17 protein-coding genes are annotated in these 18,889 nt (G+C 43.2%); 5 read left to right on the plus strand and 12 right to left on the minus strand.

Annotated elements, in window-relative coordinates; genetic code table 11:
- Positions 1-126 precede the first annotated feature (126 nt).
- On the minus strand, positions 127-1,044 hold the full coding sequence (locus NB504_RS09875) for a LysR family transcriptional regulator (RefSeq protein WP_013868350.1): 918 nt from the start codon (positions 1,042-1,044) through the stop codon (positions 127-129).
- 218 nt (positions 1,045-1,262) lie between these two features.
- Here NB504_RS09875 and NB504_RS09880 point away from each other — a divergent pair, with 218 nt between their 5' ends.
- On the plus strand, positions 1,263-2,900 hold the full coding sequence (locus tag NB504_RS09880; protein ID WP_258428778.1) for an alpha-glucosidase: 1,638 nt from the start codon (positions 1,263-1,265) through the stop codon (positions 2,898-2,900).
- 345 nt (positions 2,901-3,245) lie between these two features.
- Positions 3,246-4,391 (plus strand): tetratricopeptide repeat protein, encoded by a 1,146-nt coding sequence (locus NB504_RS09885; RefSeq protein ID WP_194575483.1) that lies wholly within the window; start codon positions 3,246-3,248, stop codon positions 4,389-4,391.
- A 111-nt stretch (positions 4,392-4,502) separates the two neighbouring features.
- On the opposite strand, the gene sstT is transcribed toward NB504_RS09885, so the two are convergent.
- The 5 genes from sstT to NB504_RS09910 form a co-directional block, all read right to left on the minus strand.
- Positions 4,503-5,720 (minus strand): serine/threonine transporter SstT, encoded by a 1,218-nt coding sequence (gene sstT / locus NB504_RS09890; protein WP_258428779.1) that lies wholly within the window; start codon positions 5,718-5,720, stop codon positions 4,503-4,505.
- Between the two features lie 354 nt (positions 5,721-6,074).
- Positions 6,075-6,518 carry a copper chaperone PCu(A)C gene (locus NB504_RS09895; RefSeq protein WP_017048143.1) on the minus strand — a complete coding sequence of 148 codons (444 nt, stop codon included), beginning with the start codon at positions 6,516-6,518 and terminating at the stop codon, positions 6,075-6,077.
- Position 6,519: 1 nt separating this feature from the next.
- Positions 6,520-7,128, minus strand: a complete 609-nt coding sequence (locus NB504_RS09900) for an SCO family protein (RefSeq protein ID WP_258428780.1) — start codon at positions 7,126-7,128, stop codon at positions 6,520-6,522.
- Complete coding sequence (locus tag NB504_RS09905) at positions 7,125-7,553, minus strand: hypothetical protein (protein WP_258428781.1); 429 nt, start codon at positions 7,551-7,553, stop codon at positions 7,125-7,127. The genes NB504_RS09900 and NB504_RS09905 overlap by 4 nt, the downstream gene beginning before the upstream one ends.
- A gap of 143 nt (positions 7,554-7,696) precedes the next feature.
- The gene (locus NB504_RS09910) at positions 7,697-8,617 is read right to left on the minus strand and encodes a DUF368 domain-containing protein (protein WP_017042156.1); all 921 of its coding nucleotides are present in this window, start codon (positions 8,615-8,617) and stop codon (positions 7,697-7,699) included.
- A 651-nt stretch (positions 8,618-9,268) separates the two neighbouring features.
- Between NB504_RS09910 and gltS the strand changes: the two genes are divergently transcribed.
- Positions 9,269-10,495 carry a sodium/glutamate symporter gene (gene gltS / locus NB504_RS09915; RefSeq protein ID WP_026028168.1) on the plus strand — a complete coding sequence of 409 codons (1,227 nt, stop codon included), beginning with the start codon at positions 9,269-9,271 and terminating at the stop codon, positions 10,493-10,495.
- 71 nt (positions 10,496-10,566) lie between these two features.
- Here the strand turns inward: gltS and NB504_RS09920 are convergent, their stop codons facing one another.
- Complete coding sequence (locus NB504_RS09920; RefSeq protein WP_013868359.1) at positions 10,567-11,310, minus strand: flagellar brake protein; 744 nt, start codon at positions 11,308-11,310, stop codon at positions 10,567-10,569.
- Between the two features lie 136 nt (positions 11,311-11,446).
- On the opposite strand from NB504_RS09920, the gene NB504_RS09925 reads away from it, so the two are divergent.
- Entirely contained in the window at positions 11,447-11,734 is a 288-nt protein-coding gene (locus tag NB504_RS09925) for a GNAT family N-acetyltransferase (protein ID WP_013868360.1), read from the plus strand.
- Between the two features lie 12 nt (positions 11,735-11,746).
- Here the strand turns inward: NB504_RS09925 and NB504_RS09930 are convergent, their stop codons facing one another.
- Positions 11,747-12,874, minus strand: a complete 1,128-nt coding sequence (locus NB504_RS09930; RefSeq protein WP_258428782.1) for an endonuclease/exonuclease/phosphatase family protein — start codon at positions 12,872-12,874, stop codon at positions 11,747-11,749.
- Here NB504_RS09930 and NB504_RS09935 point away from each other — a divergent pair.
- The gene (locus NB504_RS09935; RefSeq protein WP_258428783.1) at positions 12,873-14,063 is read left to right on the plus strand and encodes an MFS transporter; all 1,191 of its coding nucleotides are present in this window, start codon (positions 12,873-12,875) and stop codon (positions 14,061-14,063) included. The two genes, NB504_RS09930 and NB504_RS09935, sit on opposite strands and share 2 nt — an antisense overlap.
- A 101-nt stretch (positions 14,064-14,164) precedes the next feature.
- On the opposite strand, the gene NB504_RS09940 is transcribed toward NB504_RS09935, so the two are convergent.
- The 4 genes from NB504_RS09940 to NB504_RS09955 all read right to left on the minus strand — a co-directional run bounded on the left by NB504_RS09940 (position 14,165) and on the right by NB504_RS09955 (position 18,786).
- Complete coding sequence (locus tag NB504_RS09940; protein WP_258428784.1) at positions 14,165-15,295, minus strand: HlyD family secretion protein; 1,131 nt, start codon at positions 15,293-15,295, stop codon at positions 14,165-14,167.
- Positions 15,295-15,675, minus strand: a complete 381-nt coding sequence (locus tag NB504_RS09945) for a DUF3302 domain-containing protein (RefSeq protein ID WP_094149246.1) — start codon at positions 15,673-15,675, stop codon at positions 15,295-15,297. The genes NB504_RS09940 and NB504_RS09945 overlap by 1 nt, the downstream gene beginning before the upstream one ends.
- A gap of 62 nt (positions 15,676-15,737) precedes the next feature.
- Positions 15,738-17,318, minus strand: coding sequence for a diguanylate cyclase domain-containing protein (locus tag NB504_RS09950; protein WP_013868365.1), 1,581 nt, complete (start codon positions 17,316-17,318; stop codon positions 15,738-15,740).
- Complete coding sequence (locus tag NB504_RS09955) at positions 17,299-18,786, minus strand: hypothetical protein (RefSeq protein ID WP_258428786.1); 1,488 nt, start codon at positions 18,784-18,786, stop codon at positions 17,299-17,301. Before NB504_RS09955 ends, NB504_RS09950 begins: the two co-directional genes overlap by 20 nt.
- Between the last annotated feature and the right edge of the window lie 103 nt (positions 18,787-18,889).

Below are 18,889 nucleotides of genomic sequence, written 5' to 3' on the forward strand. Positions count from 1 at the left end.
CTTTCAAAAGTGTGAACCAAAACAAAAACTATTGTTGTAATGCCCGCTTTGTGTGCCGGAAGCCTATGTTATCAAGGCTTTAGTCCACACTGATCTTCAATAATCTGTTTAGTAGGGTGTTAGCCTTCATAAGGAAGAGGTATACTTCGTTAGTATTTCAATAAAACTGGTAATTTTTGGGTCAGCTATGCCTTGTTTAATATAAATTCCTACATTACCTTTTTTCTTTTTGTTGATGGTTAATGTTGCAATATTTCTTCTGGCCATCCAATGGCACATTTTATCGCTATATGGCATTACAGCGTTAGCCATCTCTAATATATCTATGCTAGCAAATAAAGAATCGACATCATAGATGGCTCTTTTACTCTCTCTTTGTTCCGTATATTGTTTAGCCAGTGATGCATGTTCAGCCAACATTGTACGATGTCGAGAATGATCCGGCGTGACGCGGATGAGAGGGTATTGGGCTTGTTCAAGCAGAAGTTCATCATCACTTTTTTTTGTATTCAATATCGGATGGCTTGAACATACAAACAATGCTTCTTGGTCTCGGAACAAAGGTTGGAAATGGACTTTACACCTTTCGTGTAGATCTTGAATTTCATGGCCAATAAAGAGGTCAATATCTCCCTGCACCAAATGATGGATCAAAGAAAGGTTATTGCCAAATTCCAAATGTATTGAACAATTAGGGGTGTTTTTTTGATATAGGCATACCGTATCGCGAACAAATAATTCCCACCACGCTTCCCCAGTGCCAAGCTTTAATTTTCCTTGATGTCTCTGTTGCATATCGGTGAACTGATGTAACAGTTGTTGCTGCTTTTCTTGTTGCTCCTGCACATACTCCCTAAATAGTTTGCCATAAGCGCTGAGCTCTACACCTTTTGAGCGGCGAATAAATAGCTCAACTCCAAGTTCATGTTCAAGCTTTTTAATTGCTGTGGTAAGAGATGGTTGACTGATATGCAGTTTCTCTGCGGCTTGCTTAATATTATTTTCAATCGCAACCATCAAAAAATATCGAAGGGATTTATCCATGCTGTTTTATCTTGTCTTCTGCTTATTGCTATCATGTTTGGCATAAATCACATTTTAGGTGATGTTTTTTTAATCTCTTTGCATGCAGAGAGGCCTAACTATAGTGATTTTTCTTATGATATAGGTATTGGCTATATCATATGGGGAATGTTCTATTGTTACTTTGCGTCAGCTCTCATTATGATGAGCAATAAATTAATTTACAAAAAGGCAATACCATGGAACCCAAATGGTGGCATAGCGCTGTGGTATACCAAATATACCCGCGCAGTTTTTACGATTCTAATCACGATGGTATCGGCGATTTAAATGGCATTATTAGTAAGCTTGATTACCTTGCAGAGTTAGGCATTAACGTTATTTGGCTATCTCCTGTTTATCAATCTCCAATGGATGATAACGGTTATGATATTTCTGACTACCAAGCAATAGCTCAAGAGTTTGGTTCCATGGAAGATATGCAGCGTTTACTGAGCGAAGCACAAAAACGCAATATTAAGATAGTGATGGATCTTGTCGTTAATCACACATCGGATGAACACCAATGGTTTTTACAAGCGAAGCAATCGCGAGACAATCCGTATCGAGATTACTACATTTGGCGGGATGCAAAACCGGATGGCAGTGCGCCGGATGATACAGGGTCAATTTTTGGTGGCAGTGCTTGGCACTGGGATGAGCAAACGCAGCAATATTACTTCCACCTTTTTTCTAAACGTCAGCCAGATCTGAATTGGGAAAACCCTAAAGTGCAGCAAGAAGTGCACAGCATGATGAACTGGTGGATTGAACAGGGTATTGGTGGTTTTCGATTAGATGTTATTGATTTAATTGGCAAAGAAATTGATAAGGGCATTACTGGTAATGGCCCGCGCTTGCATCCGTTATTACAGCAAATGAATGCCGCCACCTTTGGTAATCAAGATCTGCTGACCGTGGGAGAAACTTGGGGAGCCACACCAGACATTGCAAAACTGTACAGTGCGCCGAGTCGTCGTGAGTTATCGATGGTTTTCCAATTTGAACACATCACTTTGACATGGGAGCAGGGTGACAAATGGAACCCTATTCCGTTAGATCTTAAGCAGTTTAAACAGGTATTAACCAAGTGGCAGATTGAGCTTGCCGATCAGGGTTGGAATTCATTATTTTGGAATAATCATGACCTGCCACGCGCTGTATCTAAGTATGGTGATGACAAACGCTACCGAGTTGAATCTGCGAAAATGTTGGCAACGAGCTTACACTTTCTGAAAGGCACGCCTTATATTTATCAAGGCGAAGAGATTGGTATGACGAATGTGGCCTTCGATTCGCTCGATCAATACCGAGACATCGAGACGTTAAATTTTTATCGTGTGAAGACAGAATCGGGCGTTTCTCATCAACATATGCTGGATGCTATTCATCAAAACAGCCGTGATAACGCTCGAACGCCAATGCAATGGTCAGCGGATAAACACGGCGGATTTACTCAAGGTTCTCCGTGGATAGAGGCGAATCCTAACTACCTAAAAGTCAATGTTGAACAAGCGCTCGCTGATAAACAATCGATTTACCATCACTATAAAAAGTTAATTGCACTGCGTAAAAAACACCTGTCCATCGTCTATGGATCGTTCACGCCTTTATTTGAAGAACATGATCAAGTGTTTGGCTATGTGCGCGAGTACCAAGGTGAGCAAATTGTCGTGATCAGTAATTTTTCATCGGCCACGGTTTGTTTAACAATACCCGAAAAGTTTCAATTGAGAGCGGTGGAGTGTTTGAGCTCTAATTATCAAGAGATTGAAAAATTAGAAGAAAATCTAGTACTCGAGCCCTATCAATCCATCGCGGTTTTGATGAGAGAGTAAAGTGAGTGGCTCATTTTTGATCTGGAATGAACGCAGCGATTTGGCTGCGTTTTTTCATTCATTGACCCAAATCGGAATCTATTCCTCAATTAGTGTGATTGTGCGTAACACTCTTGAAAAGAGTACGGTACTATCTTAGTGCTAAGGCTATGTGGCTTAATTAATCCACGAGCATTAGATATCACGAGCATTAGATATAGAGTGGCCTCTCTGTTTTGGATGAACGAATTTGACTGTTTCGTATGCTTTAAATGGTTCGAGACAGAATGAATGTGGTCAGACTTTTTCAAAGATTGAGAAAAATGGTCGATAATGAAGTTAATCAGCTAAATAAGATTTGAATCAATGAGCACTATTGGGATTGCCATAGGCGCAACCGGGTTATCACTTATCCTCATCTTCGTGTGGATGTTTTCGCTCTCTTTGCGCAAAAAACGCTTAGAGGAAGAGAGAAAAGAGAGAGAAATCGCTTATCGCAAAGCGATAGAAAAATCACGTGAACAAGAAAGACAAGATCGCTTGTTTAAGGCCGAAACAGGCCATGTGCCGACGATTTTGTATTTAGCGAAAGAAGCCGAACGAACCAACCTCAAAGAGGCGATGTACTGGTATGACAAAGCGGCAAATTATGACAATGTTACGGGAATGTATGGTGTTGTTCGGATTTGCCAAAAGTTTCGAGATGATCTGATTTTGCGGGAAAAAGAGAAGTTTTGGCAGACTTGTATTGCAGGCATTGAAGGTAACTTAACCGCAAAGTATGAAACTGGCATGGCCTATATTCATGGCCGTGGCGTGGAAGCGAATACTGCGAAAGGAGTCTCGTTAGTACAAGAGGCTGCGGAAGCGAATTTGCTCGACGCTGTGATTTTTATGGGGGATTGGTGTGTTTCACATGACAATATTGCGCCATCACCAGCGGATTCAACATTTTGGTATTCCAAAGCCGCGAAGCTAAATAGCCCGATAGGACAGATGAAACTAGGCTTGAATTACCTTAAGGGTGTTGGTGTCGCAATGGACCACAGTAAAGCTTGTTATTGGTTAGAGCGAGCTTCTGAAAAAGGTCATGTAGAGGCGATGTATCACGCAGGAGAAGCTTGGATAGATAAAGGTTCAAATGGCAATGCTATTGCTTATATTTGGTTATTTTTATCGGCTCATTTTGGTTTTGAACCAGCAAAGGTGCTAAGAGATCAAGTGGGCTCACGTATCGGTGTCGATTCTGTTGTGGGGTTGCAATCGTTGGCCAAACCACTCATGAAGAAAATCGGCGCGGGTACTGTAAGTAAACACTCAATTATTAAGGCGCTGAACAAGCTCTACAAACGTGGGATCCCTATCCCAGAGAAAGGGGAGTTGCCTGATGAAGACGATCTCTCATTGAGCGTAGGGGCGGATGCCTCCGAAGAGCGTTTGTCATCCAGCCCATCTGATGATCATGAGGTTCTAACGCGATTAGATTTCTCCAATACTTCAATGGACAGGTAATGCTGGATCGATAAAGTGGCTAAGCACTGTAAATAAAAAATCTCTGAAATAAAAATCCCCAGCGAATCGGCTGGGGATTTTTGTTGGTATCGGTTTTAGTGTATCGAATGATTATGCTGATTTATTGTACTCAGCTTGGCAAACCGCAGCAGTGAAGACAACATCTGTGGAGCTGTTGAGCGCTGTTTCAGCTGAATCTTGAATCACGCCTATGATAAAGCCAACGGCAACAACCTGCATTGCTACGTCATTTGAAATGCCAAATAACCCACATGCGAGCGGGATCAGCAGCAGTGAACCACCGGCCACACCGGATGCGCCACAGGCAGAAACAGCAGCAACGATGCTCAGTAGCAAGGCTGTCATCAGGTCAATTTCAATACCTACTGTGTTTACTGCCGCTAGGGTGAGAACTGTGATAGTAATGGCGGCACCAGCCATATTAATGGTCGCACCGAGTGGAATCGAGACTGAATAAGTATCTTCATCCAGTTTTAGTTTCTCACACAACGCCATGTTTACTGGGATATTGGCGGCGCTTGAGCGTGTGAAAAATGCGGTGACACCACTTTCACGCAAGCACTGGAACACCAATGGATACGGGTTTTGGCGAGTTTTCGCGTACACAATGATTGGGTTGACAACTAATGCGATGATCAACATAGCACTGAGTAATACGAATAAAAGGTTGGCATAACCAGCCAAAGATTCAAAGCCAGTCGTGGCAAACGTGGATGCAACCAAGCCGAAAATACCAAACGGTGCTAGGCGAATAATAAAACGCACAATTTGTGAAACGCCGTGGCTTAAATCTTCAAATACGGCTTTAGTTGTTGCTGAGGCATGGTGTAAAGCTAAGCCCAACCCAACAGCCCATGCCAGAATGCCAATATAGTTTGCACTCATTAGAGCATTGACTGGGTTATCAACCAGCTTAAACAGCAGGGTATTAAGCACTTCAGCGATGCCTTGAGGAGGCGTTGCACCTTCTGCCCCCGCAACCAATGTTAAGGTTGTAGGGAAGATAAAGCTCAATACAACTGCAGTAAGAGCGGCGGTGAAGGTCCCAAAAAGGTAAAGCACCACGATTGGGCGCATATAAGTGTGTTGGTTTTTCTTTTGGTTTGCGATGGACGCGGCGACCAAAATAAACACGAGGATCGGCGCTACGGCTTTAAGTGCGCCAACGAAAAGGTCGCCAAGTAGGCCGACGCTTTTCGCATCATCGGGTGAAAGGGTTGCTAATATCCCACCGAGAACGATACCGGCGAGTATTTGCAGAACCAAATTGCCACGCGCAAAACGGGCGAAAATATTGTTGCTTTGCATAGTTATCCCTGCAATAAATCGAATTACATCCTGCATGACCTAAATACTACGAAGCCATAGCATCGGTTATGGTAGACAAATAGAGTTATAGTGACATCAGTGAGCTCCACTGAAGAGGGTAATGATATCTACGCGGGATATTGTGTCTAGAATTAATTGATAATCAGCACAAATAATTAATCAATGTGTGGAAATGCAATCGATTTTGAGTGAAATGTAAATAAAATGTAGCATTTGTGGTGGTGGAATGATAAGCCTCTCGTCGGGATGTCTCGCTCTCGCCATTAAACTGGGCAATGAGCGGTTAGTGAGATGATAAAAGAGGGTAAGCCAACATCGCTCACCCTCTTCTTTTTAATGGTGTGCCATACCACTCATCACTTTTTTTACTGGTGCAGTAATGGTTTGCTGCTCACCATTGGCAAAGGTCAGTTGTACGTCAATCTTTTCACCTTCAACCAATGGTTTCTTCAAATCAAAAAGCATGATGTGTAAGCCGCCCGGTTTGAGTTCGACGTGCCCTTTGGCCGGAATTTTAAATTCAGTGACTTGACGCATTTTCATCACATCTCCTTCGGTGATTACATCATGCAATTCAACTTTCCCTGCCACATCGGTGTTGGCCGATACAATGAAACGGTCCGTTTCACCTTTATTCATGATTTGAGAAAATACTGCGCTGGTGGTGGCGGTTGGTGCGGTAGCACGTGCGTAAGGGTGATGTACCATAATATCTGTGTTCGCAAAAGCAAGTGGGCTAAAGGCAAGGCTTGCTAAAAAAAGAGCATTGAGCTTCATGTTATTTTCCTTGTGATGACGTCATTATTGTTTTGATGGCTTCAACAATGGGAGCCGGTGAAAGCGTGTGTGGAACTTTAGTGATTAATGTTCCATCTGGTTGTAAAAAGTAGAAGTAGGAGCTGTGATCTAATGTGTATTTCAGTTCAGATCCCTTTAATTCGGTTTTGCGGAAAATGACGCCATACTGATGCGCCAGTGGTGTTGTAATGTCTAGAGGAGCAGAAAGTCCCTCGATCATAGGGTGGAAATATTGGGCGTATTGATGAGAAGCATCGGCAGCGTCACGCTCTGGATCGAGAGAGATAAATAAAGGGCGCAGCTTTGCTTTGGTTACATCATCCAGTTGATTGAGTGCACCTGCTAACATAGCCAGAGATGTTGGACAGACATCTGGGCAGCGTGTAAAGCCGAAGTAAACAACACGTATGCGTTCATCTTTAGTATCAAAAATAGAGATGGGTTGATTTGCTTTGCCAAATAAAATCACCTCAGAAGATGAGCTATTACCGCCCTCTAAATCCATACTTTGCTGCGTATCAAAATAGGTTTTTATGCCAAAGCCTAATACAAACGCAACCACCAATGCCAGAGACCAATTTTTACTCATCTTTCCATCCTTATTGCCGGGAATACTTGGGTACGACCATCAGAGAGCTCGCCAATCCATGTCATTTTTTCAGTCGTGCAAACTGGGAGTACAATCTGTGCTGTGTAGAGCCCGTCTTCCTGCGGCGTCAGTACATATTTAGCGGTGCCCATCTCCATCTCTAGCCCATTGAGTGTGAGTGTGAGTTTACTTGCATTGGCTTGCGGCCATTCAACGGTCAGAGTGTTAGCCAACAAAGGTTGAGATTTATCGTGTGCCAATGTCATGACAACATCTCCTTGTCGACAAGGGGTACTCGACAACTGGCAATATCGATTAATGTCTGGAGAAGAGTTTGCTGAAGAGAGCCAATTGAAAATATCGCTGCTAAAGTAACCCGCTAGCAGGGCTAGAACAAAGACGCCGATTTTGATTGCGTTGTGCATGGGGACAATCCAAGCGGTTATAAAACGCGAATGTTATCACAGCTATCTTTTTGCAGTGGTGACGAATGGATAAAATGTGCAATAAATCAATATAGAAAAGGTGAGTCTCCCCACCTTTTCTCATTCATGCTATGCGGTGTGATTTACACATCGTGATGTTTTGCATATTGCTCCAAGCCAAGCACGAGGGCAACAGCGCAAAGCATCAATAAAATGGCTACCAGCAGTTGCGAAGGCTGTGAAGTGATGGACTCAAATTCGAATGGAGAAAGGTTTCGCTGTAGCAAAGGAACGAGCTCGCCGTGAGAATTGGTTCGCCAAGTGAGCGTTTCTTTCCAAGGCCAGATTTTGGGTAAGGTGCCGATCATTAATCCAGTAAGAAAAATTAAGGTCAAGTCTCTAAATTGTTTGAGTAACCAAGATAATACGTGAGAAAAACTCAGTAAACCACCGACACATCCGAGTAAAAAGAGTGCCAAAATATCGGCTTGCATCTCTTTCACCGCGCCCAGTACCGGTGCGTACATACCAATCAGCAACAGGATAAAACTGCCTGAAATTCCCGGTAGAATCATGGCGCAGATGGCAATAGCACCGGCTAGAACTGTGTTCAGCGCTGTTGGTTCCATCTGCATTGGGTTAAGTACCGTAATACTGTAAGCAAACGCAATTCCCAGCAAAGCGAAGAGCAACCGAGAAAGTTTGAACTGCTCAATTTGTTTCACAATATGGAACACCGAAACCAGAATTAAACCGAAGAAGAATGACCAAATGGGAATAGGATGCGTGGCTAACAGCCAAGAAATGAGTTTAGCCAAAGAGAGGATACTGGTGAATATTCCCCCAAACAGTGCGAGCAAGAAGAAGCCATTAATATGTTGAAATGCGGCGGCTAACCCATCTCGTTTGACTATGCGCAATAAACTTGGATTAATCCTACGAATGCTTTCAAGCAAAGTGTCATAGATACCAGTGATGAATGCAATGGTTCCACCCGAAACACCCGGTACAACATCGGCGGCGCCCATGGCCATCCCTTTTAAAAACGTACTGAAATAGTTCATTGAATCTGCATGATTAAGTGTATGTACCGGAAGTATATAATGAAATAACTAAGAAATGCTTGTACAAAAGATGAGTGAGTGATGCTGGCTTAAGGTGAAAAAGCTCAGAAAGTTAGTTTGTTTTATAGCAACTGGGTGAGTATTGTTTTGCATTCGTTTCGCATAATGCAATTTGCGTAATGCGAAAAAGTACTACATTTTGATGAATTAATGCGATGCATAGCTAAAAAGCAGACCTTTTTTAGTTGGCATACTTCATGCATAATACTATTCGACCCTTCTTAAAGCCGAGGGTCACCTAGCCAACTGACGTTGTTAGTGAATGAATTTGTTCACACTATATATAAGCCAATCGCATCATTGCGGTTGGCTCTTTTTTTGTCTGTTAGGTATGATACGCCTCCTCGCTCGTCTAATGAGAGTTTGCAAATGACAATCAAAAGCCGTGAGCGAAGATGTTTTTCGAGCAAAACCAGTTAGGCCATACGTTCGTAAAACCCATCAAATAAACATCGTATATCATTGTAAATAAACAATATCCATAAGGATGATCCGTATCGATCAATCGTATTTTTTTCGAGTTTATCAAGCTTTCTTTGATGATCTCCAAACTCATTAAGGAAGATGAGTGAAGCAGAAATAAGAGGTTATATGCACCATTTAATTTCAATTGGGCCCCTTGAGTCTTTCTTAATCGCTATTAGCGTGCTTTTTTTAGGCCACTTTATTAACGCAAAACTGCCTATCTTGGAAAAGTTCAACATCCCTGAGCCCATCGTCGGTGGCTTAATTGTCGCTTTCGCGATCACTCTTCTACATTTTTACGGCTTAGATTTAGAGTTCTCATTGCCGTTGCAGAATATTTTTATGCTGATGTTTTTCAGCACCGTAGGCCTTGCGGCCAATTACACTCAACTGGTTAAGGGTGGAGCAAAAGTCTTTCTTTTCCTCGCCGTTGCCTCGTTTTATATCATCATCCAAAATGGCGTCGGTGTATCGTTAGCGACGGCTCTTGGTCTTGACCCACTGATGGGGTTGATCGCCGGTTCTATTACCCTCTCGGGTGGACACGGTACGGGAGCGGCGTGGGCTCAAACATTCAACGACAATTATGGGCTTAGCAATACGCTAGAAATTGCCATGGCCTCAGCGACCTTTGGTTTGATCATTGGTGGGATTATCGGTAGCCCAGTTGCCCAAAAACTCATTAATAAAAACGGGTTTGAATCTGAGTATGGACGAGGAACCAAAACGCACGATAAGTTCCCAGAGCTGGTTACGTACAATGAATATGAAGAAGATAAAGTCACCGCTAAGAAAGTGATCGAGGGTTTGTTCATCCTTCTTATTTGTGTCACTGGTGCTAAATATTTAGAACAGTGGGTAAGTGCATTTGAAATCAAATGGTTGATGATCCCCGATTTTGTCTATGCGCTTTTCATCGGTGTGTTCATTACCAATATACTGGAATTGACGAAAGTTCATAAAATTGATGCTGAAACCGTTGACATCTTAGGCACCGTTTCTCTATCGCTATTTCTTGCAATGGCACTCATGAGTTTAAAGTTATGGAATATTTTTGACTTGGCTGTCCCATTTCTGGTGATTTTAGCGGTGCAATCGGTCGTGTTGGGTATTTTTGCTTATTTTGTGACATTTAAAGTCATGGGATCAAATTATGACGCTGCTGTGATCGCTGGTGGGCACTGCGGTTTTGGTCTTGGAGCAACCCCAACCGCTGTGATGAATATGGGCTCATTGGTGACACGATATGGGCCATCACCACAAGCGTTTATGGTAGTGCCTATCGTAGGTGCATTCTTTGTGGATATTGTGAATTTGGTTATCTTGCAGGGATATATTTCTTTTCTAGGTTAAAAACAATGCAGTTAAAAGCAATGTAAAAAGTAAAAACGCCCTGACTTAACTTGTTTAACAGGGCGTTTTTATTACTTCAACGTCAATTTGGTGCCATCAAACTTCAGTTGACCTAATAAACTTTTCGCATTTTTGACACCTTCTTCATCAAACTGCACTCCGTAACGAGCATAGTGCAGTGAGCGTTGCAAGTTACAAACTTTACCCATCAAAGGCGCAAAGAATTGGCTGCTGCGAGGATCAGTAAATAATTCGAGACTAATCTTATCACCCACTTGGAAAGTACGCCCAAGAGGAGGTGTGACAAAACGACAGCCACTTTTGGAGAGATCTCTTACCTCACAATCCGACTTATGCGTTCCTACCGTTGCTTTTCCTGCTAGATTCACATCGTAACGAGCTTCTTTGCGCAGTTGGGTCACTTGCATGCTGTTGGGAATAGATAACATGGCGAGCGGTATAGGCTCTTGCAATACATGTAACAACTGGCTACGAAAATGGATTAAAGCTCCTTCGCCACGTGGTGAAATAGCTCTGATATTCATCCAAAAACCTTCTTGGAAGAAAAAAGAGAGATCATCTGCGGAAATTTTAGGAATTTCTACAAGGAGATGGGAATGAGAGTAGGTACCGATAAATGACGTTTTACACTGGAATTTCGTACCAACGGGAGTGGTTATACTTAAGGTTAGTTCGCTACTGTGTTCAACCATAGATAACGCATCAGTACTATTAAGTGTCGATAGGGTTTTATTACGTTCGGTTGAACGGTTTGGGTTCTGTTCATCTTTCAGCACTGCCGACTGCGATTCCATCTTAATTTTCTCCGTGATGCAGTAGCTGCATTTTATTCTAATTTTTGTAATAGTTTAAATTCTAGGGGTAGATGTTGGAAGATTCAATTCTGAGAATATCAATTTATTTGATTTATATATCAATTAGGACGTTACCATGATTCATGAAGTGCAACATGATATACAAAATTGTCAATATAAAGTACATCTTGAGGGGAATCTATTCGCAACTGTGACATACCAACAACAGGATGAAGTGTTGTTTATTACTTCGACTCGCGTACCGGATGAACTTCAGGGTAAAGGATACGGAAAAATAATGATGGAGAGTGTATTACCGCAAATTGAAGCGCAAGGTTACACCATTAAACCTGTCTGTAGTTATGTTGTGCATTATTTAAATCGACACAGTGAATGGCAGCATTTATTGCATCGAGAGTCGTAGCATACAAGCCCATTAGCTCGGTGCTGTGTTTACTTTTAATGTGACCGCGACCAGTGCATGGTCAGTACTAAAGTTATCGAGCTCATAGCTCGGGTTGACCAGATGTTGATCAAGCACAGTATAGTGGCTGATATAGCTTTTCATTGGCTGGATAAAAGGCGCGAAGTCTGCGGAAAGGAGAATATAGTCGAGTACAGATCCCGTGGCTCCGGCGTAATGAGTGGCTTTGCGAGGCTGCTCAACACTCTCGGTATGCAGATCCCAAGCATCGTAAAGCGCATAGCCAGCCAGCGGTTGTTGTGTTTCTGGTCTGCGGTATAAGGCCTGCGATAGTAGTCCTTGAAACTCCTCGTGATGTAACGGTTTATTAAAATCGCCCATTAGCACACAAGGCCGCCCAGTTTGTTTTTGAGTATTGACGATATATTGGTGAGTCAGGTTTGCTTCAAAGCCTCGCTGAACAGTAGAGAGCCAGCGTCCTAGCGTTTCTTGTTGCCATTCATCGATCAGATGATGAGGTGCCGCAGGCGATTCTGCCGGACGTTGAGATTTAAAATGCACAATATAGACATCGATATCCCCGAGCATTGGCAGGCAAACCGTAGCGTGTAACGGTGTACGATTAAAGCAAAAAGGGGCAGCTTGGTTTGGTAACGTGCCATGTACGGCGCTCACTTGGCGCAGAGGATAGCGAGAGGCAATCACCACAACCGGATGGCTATAGATGTATCCATCTTTGACGATAGGTTCATCTACACAGGCCACATACGGGTAGCCTAAATCCATCATCTGGTTGCGCAGTTCATCAAAACTGAAAACTTCTTGAAAGCCAATGATATCGGCATCCAGCTGTTTGATCTTCTGGCTAAACCATTGCTTTTTTTTCTGCCACTCTGCTTGCGTGTAAATATTGTCGAACTGATAATATGCGTTCGGCGGAGCTAAATAATTGAATAAATTAATCGTTGCGAACGTAATCGTCATGTTAAATCCCAATATTTGTGTCTCGGTCGATCTTATACCCGAACGGTGTAATTTAGCAGTGCTAATCCCTAACCTTGTTTCCTGTTGTGATGAGCTCTCGCCTTTTAAGGCGACTTGAGTATATGATGCGCTGAAACATAGATAAGGATCTCTCATGTACCCTAAAGTCTCTCAAGGTTGGCGCACGCCACAAAATTTCCTATTGATTATCTCCATTATTGTGCCGATTGCATTTTCTAGTTGGATGGCACTGTTGAATAATTTCGTGATTGAAAAAGCGAATTTCGATGGTTCAGACATTGGCTTATTACAAAGTGTACGAGAAATCCCCGGATTTTTAGCCTTCACCGCCGTATTCGTTTTACTGTTCATTCGAGAGCAGCGATTTATCCTGATCTCATTGGGTATGTTGACGTTAGGAACCGCGATGACGGGTTTTTTCCCTTCTTTAACCGGGTTACTGCTCACGACATTATTGATGTCGACTGGGTTCCACTACTTTGAAACGCTTAAACAATCCTTGTCTTTGCAGTGGTTGAATAAAGATGAAGCGCCAGAAATGCTTGGCAAACTCATTTCGGTTGGAGCACTTGCATCACTGATCACTTACGGTGCTTTGTGGGTAATGTTAGAAGTGTTTCAGCTCGATTTTAAATGGGTCTATGCCATTTCTGGCGGTGCTGGTTTTGTGCTGGTGTTGATCATTGCCTTTGCCTTTCCTGAATTTAAAGCGGAAGTGCCACAAAATAAAAAGCTCGTGCTACGCAAACGTTATTGGCTGTATTACGCCTTGACCTTCATGAGTGGTGCGCGTAGGCAAATTTTCACTGTTTTCGCTGGTTTCCTTATGGTGGAGAAATTTGGCTATTCAGCGGCCGATATTACCTTACTGTTTTTGATCAACTATTTGTTCAACTTTTTGTTTGCTAAACGTATTGGTAAGTTCATTGGTGTAGTCGGCGAGCGTAAAGCGCTACTGTTTGAATACACGGGGTTGATTGTTGTTTTTGTTGGGTACGGTCTTGTACAAAACGCACATTGGGCGGCGGCACTTTATGTGGTTGACCACCTCTTTTTTGCCTTGGCTTTGGCGATTAAAACTTATTTTCAGAAAATTGCAGATCCTGCGGACATGGCGTCTACAGCGGGAGTTTCTTTTACCATTAACCATATTGCGGCTGTGTTCATCCCCGCCACGTTTGGTTTAATTTGGCTTATCTCTCCGGCGAGCGTCTTTTACATTGGAGCGGTAATGGCACTTGTTTCGCTGCTTTTATCACTCAATATTCCAATTAAACCCGAAGCGGGTAATGAAGTTAGAATTCTGCGTTGGAGCGACAGGTAGCAAAAGGGTCGTTTACGACCCTTTTAACATGATGCCAATAGTCACTAGACAAGCAACATCTGGGTTGGCTGTTTTTCAACGTATGTCGTGATGGATGGTATCTAATGATCTATGTAGAGATAGTTTTGCCAACTTTTCATCCGGATGAGTACCTTACGCATAATCGAGACATGAGAGAAACTGTCTGAATAGATAGCGGCTTCAAAAGCGGTACCGAGCGGCAGGTGATAATCGCTTAAATCATCGGTAACTTTAAGGGTGACGAGTACGCGTCCATTGGTACGTAATGCCTCAGTTCCTAGCAAGGTGCCTCGTGCTTGGATCTGGCTTTCACCAATCACAGGCAATATCTCAACCACCTCTCCTTTGAAGACTTTTCCGGGCAGTGCTCTGAACAAAAACTCGGCTTCAAAGCCCGGTTTTAGGCGTTGAAGAGAATTTTGCCTAAATGCAGCTGTGTAGATTTTATCTTCTGTGTGTACAAACGTCATCATTGGCGCTAAGGGTAATGGTACGGACATCGCACCTGGTCTGAGAGCTAATTGCGTCACATAGCCATCAGTAGGCGCTCTGACAATGGTTTGTTCAAGGTTGAATTGGGCTTGTCTCAAATCGGCAAGCAGGCGAGCAACGGTAGTATTCTCACCATTGATTTCTGAGTTTAATGAGATATTGGCTTGATTTAGACGTGCTTGGGCGACTTCTACTGCTGCCTCTGCTGCTTTATAAGCTTGGCGACGGGTATCAAGATCTTGCTCGGTGAATGCACCTTTATCATACCCACGTTGATAACGAGCATACTCACGTTGTGCTTTATCCCGGTCAGCGATAGCCTGTACTTTCGCTGCCGCAGCTTCAGAAACATTCGATTCTAGGCCGAGTGCACCTTGGCTCGCCTCTTTGATCTGAGCTTCAATTTTTGCCAATTCCGCTTCAAAAGGCACAGGGTCAATTCTAAAAAGCACATCACCTTGTTTTAAGGGCTGGTTTGCTTGTACCGGAACCTCAATCACTCTTCCTCGTACCCCTGATACGACAGGTGTTGTGGAAAAAACTTGGCTACCTAACTGAGTAAAAGGATGATTATAGTTCATCAGTAAGATCAGGGTGCCGATCAAAACAACACCGCCTAATACGGCGGTAGGGACGGTCCACTTATTTAATGGAATTTTGAAGATTTTAAATATCGCAATGCACAAAGCGGCATAAGTCATGATCAGAAGTAAATCCATTATTTCGTCTCCTGATTATTGGTATCGTCTAGGTTTACTATGGATTGTTGCTCTTTTAGCTGATGTAACTCCCGAGTGAGTATTGCTACTTGATCGATAAGTTCATCGACGCGATGATGAATATCGTGTTGTTCTTCTTGAAGTTTAGTGAACCCCCAACCGCGATCTTTGCGCCACAAGGTTGCCCAAATCCACAAAAATGGCCAGATAGTGTGCAAGGTAAATAAACTCACCCAGCCAGAAACATGAATGGCATCTTGATGTGGATGGTCGCGCTCTTTGGCTATTTCATAAGGGATATCATGAATGACGATGATTCCATAAAAAATGACCAAGGCTACGAAAATCAGTAGACCAAGGGCAAAGTAATCTAAAAACATAGTTGCTCCTGTATTTCAATGAAGAGTGTAAACGGCAGCCAATAGCTTAACGTGATGGAAAGTTACTCAGTGCACACTTGGTTGCGGCCATTCGCTTTAGCGCGATATAAGGCTTTGTCGGCGCGGTAGAATGTGCGTTGTGTATTTTCACCATCTCGATGTAAGGTTATACCGATACTGACGGTTAAGCCGCGCTCACCTAGAATATCGTGCCAACCGAATTGGAATATGCGTTCACGATAGTTTTCGGCATGCATTTCAGCTTGGTCGAGCGAGCAATCTTCTAAAATCACCAGAAACTCTTCTCCACCAAAACGGACACAGGAGGAGCCTCGGAATTTAAAGTAGTTTTTCAACTCACGTGAAACATTGACTATCGCTTTGTCACCAACCAAGTGACTAAGTTCATCATTAATCGATTTAAAATGGTCAATATCAATGACTAGAAATGCAAATAGCTTCTCATGAAGCAGTAGGTCTTTCAGCTTTACATCTAACCAGCGGCGGTTGTGTAAGGTGGTGAGTGGGTCAGTGAAGACATCCTGTTGAAGTTGGGCTACGGCATTCTTTTGATGTTCGGTGGTTTCTTTGAGCTCGCGATTTTCAATCTCAGATAAGATCAATTTCAATTGCAATTCAAAGCGCGATAAGCGACGCAGTTGATTGGCCCCCAGCTCACTAATCGGGATGTTTTTCATCAGATCAGTTTCAATTCGAAAGCCTTTTTTTTCATAAATCAGGGCGGCTTGATAAAGGCCTTGGCGCTCGCACACGGCACTGAATGCTCGATACAGCTGCTTGGCCATCGTGGGTGACGTGTATCGTTGCAGACGTTTGTCTGTACTGGCCAGCATCATATTGGCAATATGACTTTTGCCTATTTTAGCCAGGCAGTTGGCCGTTTCAATTCGAATCATATTCGATAGCCAGGTGGAATTCATATTTCCAGCACTGTACTGAACACTAGAGAGCGTAATGAGCGCTTTATCGACTTGATCCTGATGAAGATAAAGTTGAGCTTGATAGAGTGAAATTTGCCCGGTAAGAATTTTATCGCTGACCAAAATACTCAGCTCTTCACACTCTTTAATTAAGTCGGTGGCGGCGGAGATTCGGTGCAGTTGAATGTAACACGATAGCATGTAAAGTTTATAACGCAGGCGTAATGAGCGGCTGGTGATTGCGTGATCAATACTATCAATTTTTTGATAGTAACGAAGGGCTCGGCTGTGCTCGCCATAAGCATCACACAGGTTACCCATGCCAATGACGGCTAGTACATATTCGTCAATGTAACCTGTGTCGACGGCAATATTAGAAGCGGACACATATTCGTTGAGTGCCGCGGCAAATTCACCGCTTTCCATTAGGCGATCGCTTAAACTGTTTTTCACAGACAAAATAATTTCGGCGTCCTTAGGCAATTCAAGTAATGCTAAGGCGTGACGAAGCTCCTCTATACTGGCGGACGACTGATGCAGTTCTGAACGATACTCTGCACTGATGATGTAGCTAAGTGCTTTTTCTTTTGATGTTGAGGCTATATGTTGTCGGACGTGATTCCAGAAAATGATGGCCTCCTCTCCGGAAACGGAGGTGGCATCCAAACCCGTATCTTTAATCTTACTGAGTAGTACTTCCATGCGACCATTCCTGAGGTTGACTGTCTTCCAGTTGTTCTAATGTGAATGGGAAACTCAAAATGTCTTGGAACATCACTTGAGGTAGCGACCCCGTTAATCCTTTTCTTTCCCAGGGGTATATTTCAATCATCTTAGCCAATACATGGAAGACGTGCAGCGCTGCGTCGCCTTTATCGGCAAGAAGCAGCGCTAAGCGTTCGCTACTTAAACGAGAAACGAGATCTTTTTGGTTACAGAGCGAGTGGGCAATCTCGGTACATACATCGAGGTACTTTGAGTCGTTATGTTGGATGACAATGACGGCGTGATTAGAATGCTTCAACTCGGTCTTGAACAGCATGAGTTGTTCCCACCAATAAGTCTCTGAAACTACATTGGAGAGATGTTTCTCTGGGTCGTATTCGTGTTGACCACGAATACGGTTAATGAGTTTACGTGCTCGTTGCTCAAGTTGTCGCTTAGAGGCTCTTGCTTTATCAAGGCCAATGCGCGCCGTTTGTTCTCGAAGCATCTCAACCGTAAATTGGCGATATTTCTTAAATGAGGCTAAAGAAGCTTTAAAATCACCACGCTGCTCTGCGACTAGGGATTGTTGGTAGCAAATTTGTGAAAGTAGCTCACCTTTATCAAATGAAGCAGCAGAGGCTTCAGCAAGAAGCAACAGCTCAGTTGCTTTCTTGGAGTCTTTTCTCAGCAGTTCCAAACGAGCTCGACTAATGAATGAGTGGGCCTTCATCCACACAAGGTTATGCTCTACGGCAAGTTCGAGTGCTTTGGTGGTTGCCGCTTCCGCATCTTCGATTCGTTCAAGCCCGAGCAGTGCCAAGCCGCGAAAATCCCAAACCTCGGCTTGCCAAGTTTTATCGGGATGATCCTGTAGTGCTTCTTCTGCACCATCGAGTACGGTCAGCATATCGATGTATTGGTTGAGTAAGTAGAGATCCCATGCCCAGAGAATACGGGCTTTTCCTTCTAACCAGTGGATACGGCTATTGTTCGCAACTTTAACCGCTAACTCATGAGTTGAGCATGATAGCTGATATTCGTTGGTGATACGCCAAACGTTTCCCAAACCAATCAGGCTTTCTATTTGGATCTCAACTTCATCAACCAGAGCCGATTGTTCTAGGGCATTTATCCAATATTGTTGGGCGGTATAATATTTGGCCTGACCCCAAAGTTGCAGCGCATGAATATGCAGAATTTCGGGGAGGTAGTCATCAGTATCGAGGGTGTTCTGAGTGGATAAGGCTTCTTTAATGTATTTTAAACCCACGCGGTAGTCCATTAGACACCAAGCGCAGCGAGATAAAATGATCAAACATTGAATCGCCCCTTCTGGGAAAAAGATCTGCTGTGCTCTCAATAAACACTGCTCCGCGACGATCGACACCTTCTCCGGCTCAGTTTCAATACGGGCTCTAAGCTGTTCTATTTCAATTTCAAGAAGGTATTGGCTTTTATCCAAACGGGCTGTTCCTCAAAAGTAAGAAGCCTAAGTCACCGATTCATTATATGAAGCCAACGTTAAAGCGCACTATTTACTTTCCCAAAAGTGGGTGCATTGGTTA

Origin of the sequence: Vibrio sp. RM-69-4, from assembly GCF_024743775.1 — a bacterium.
GTDB lineage: Bacteria > Pseudomonadota > Gammaproteobacteria > Enterobacterales > Vibrionaceae > Vibrio > Vibrio anguillarum.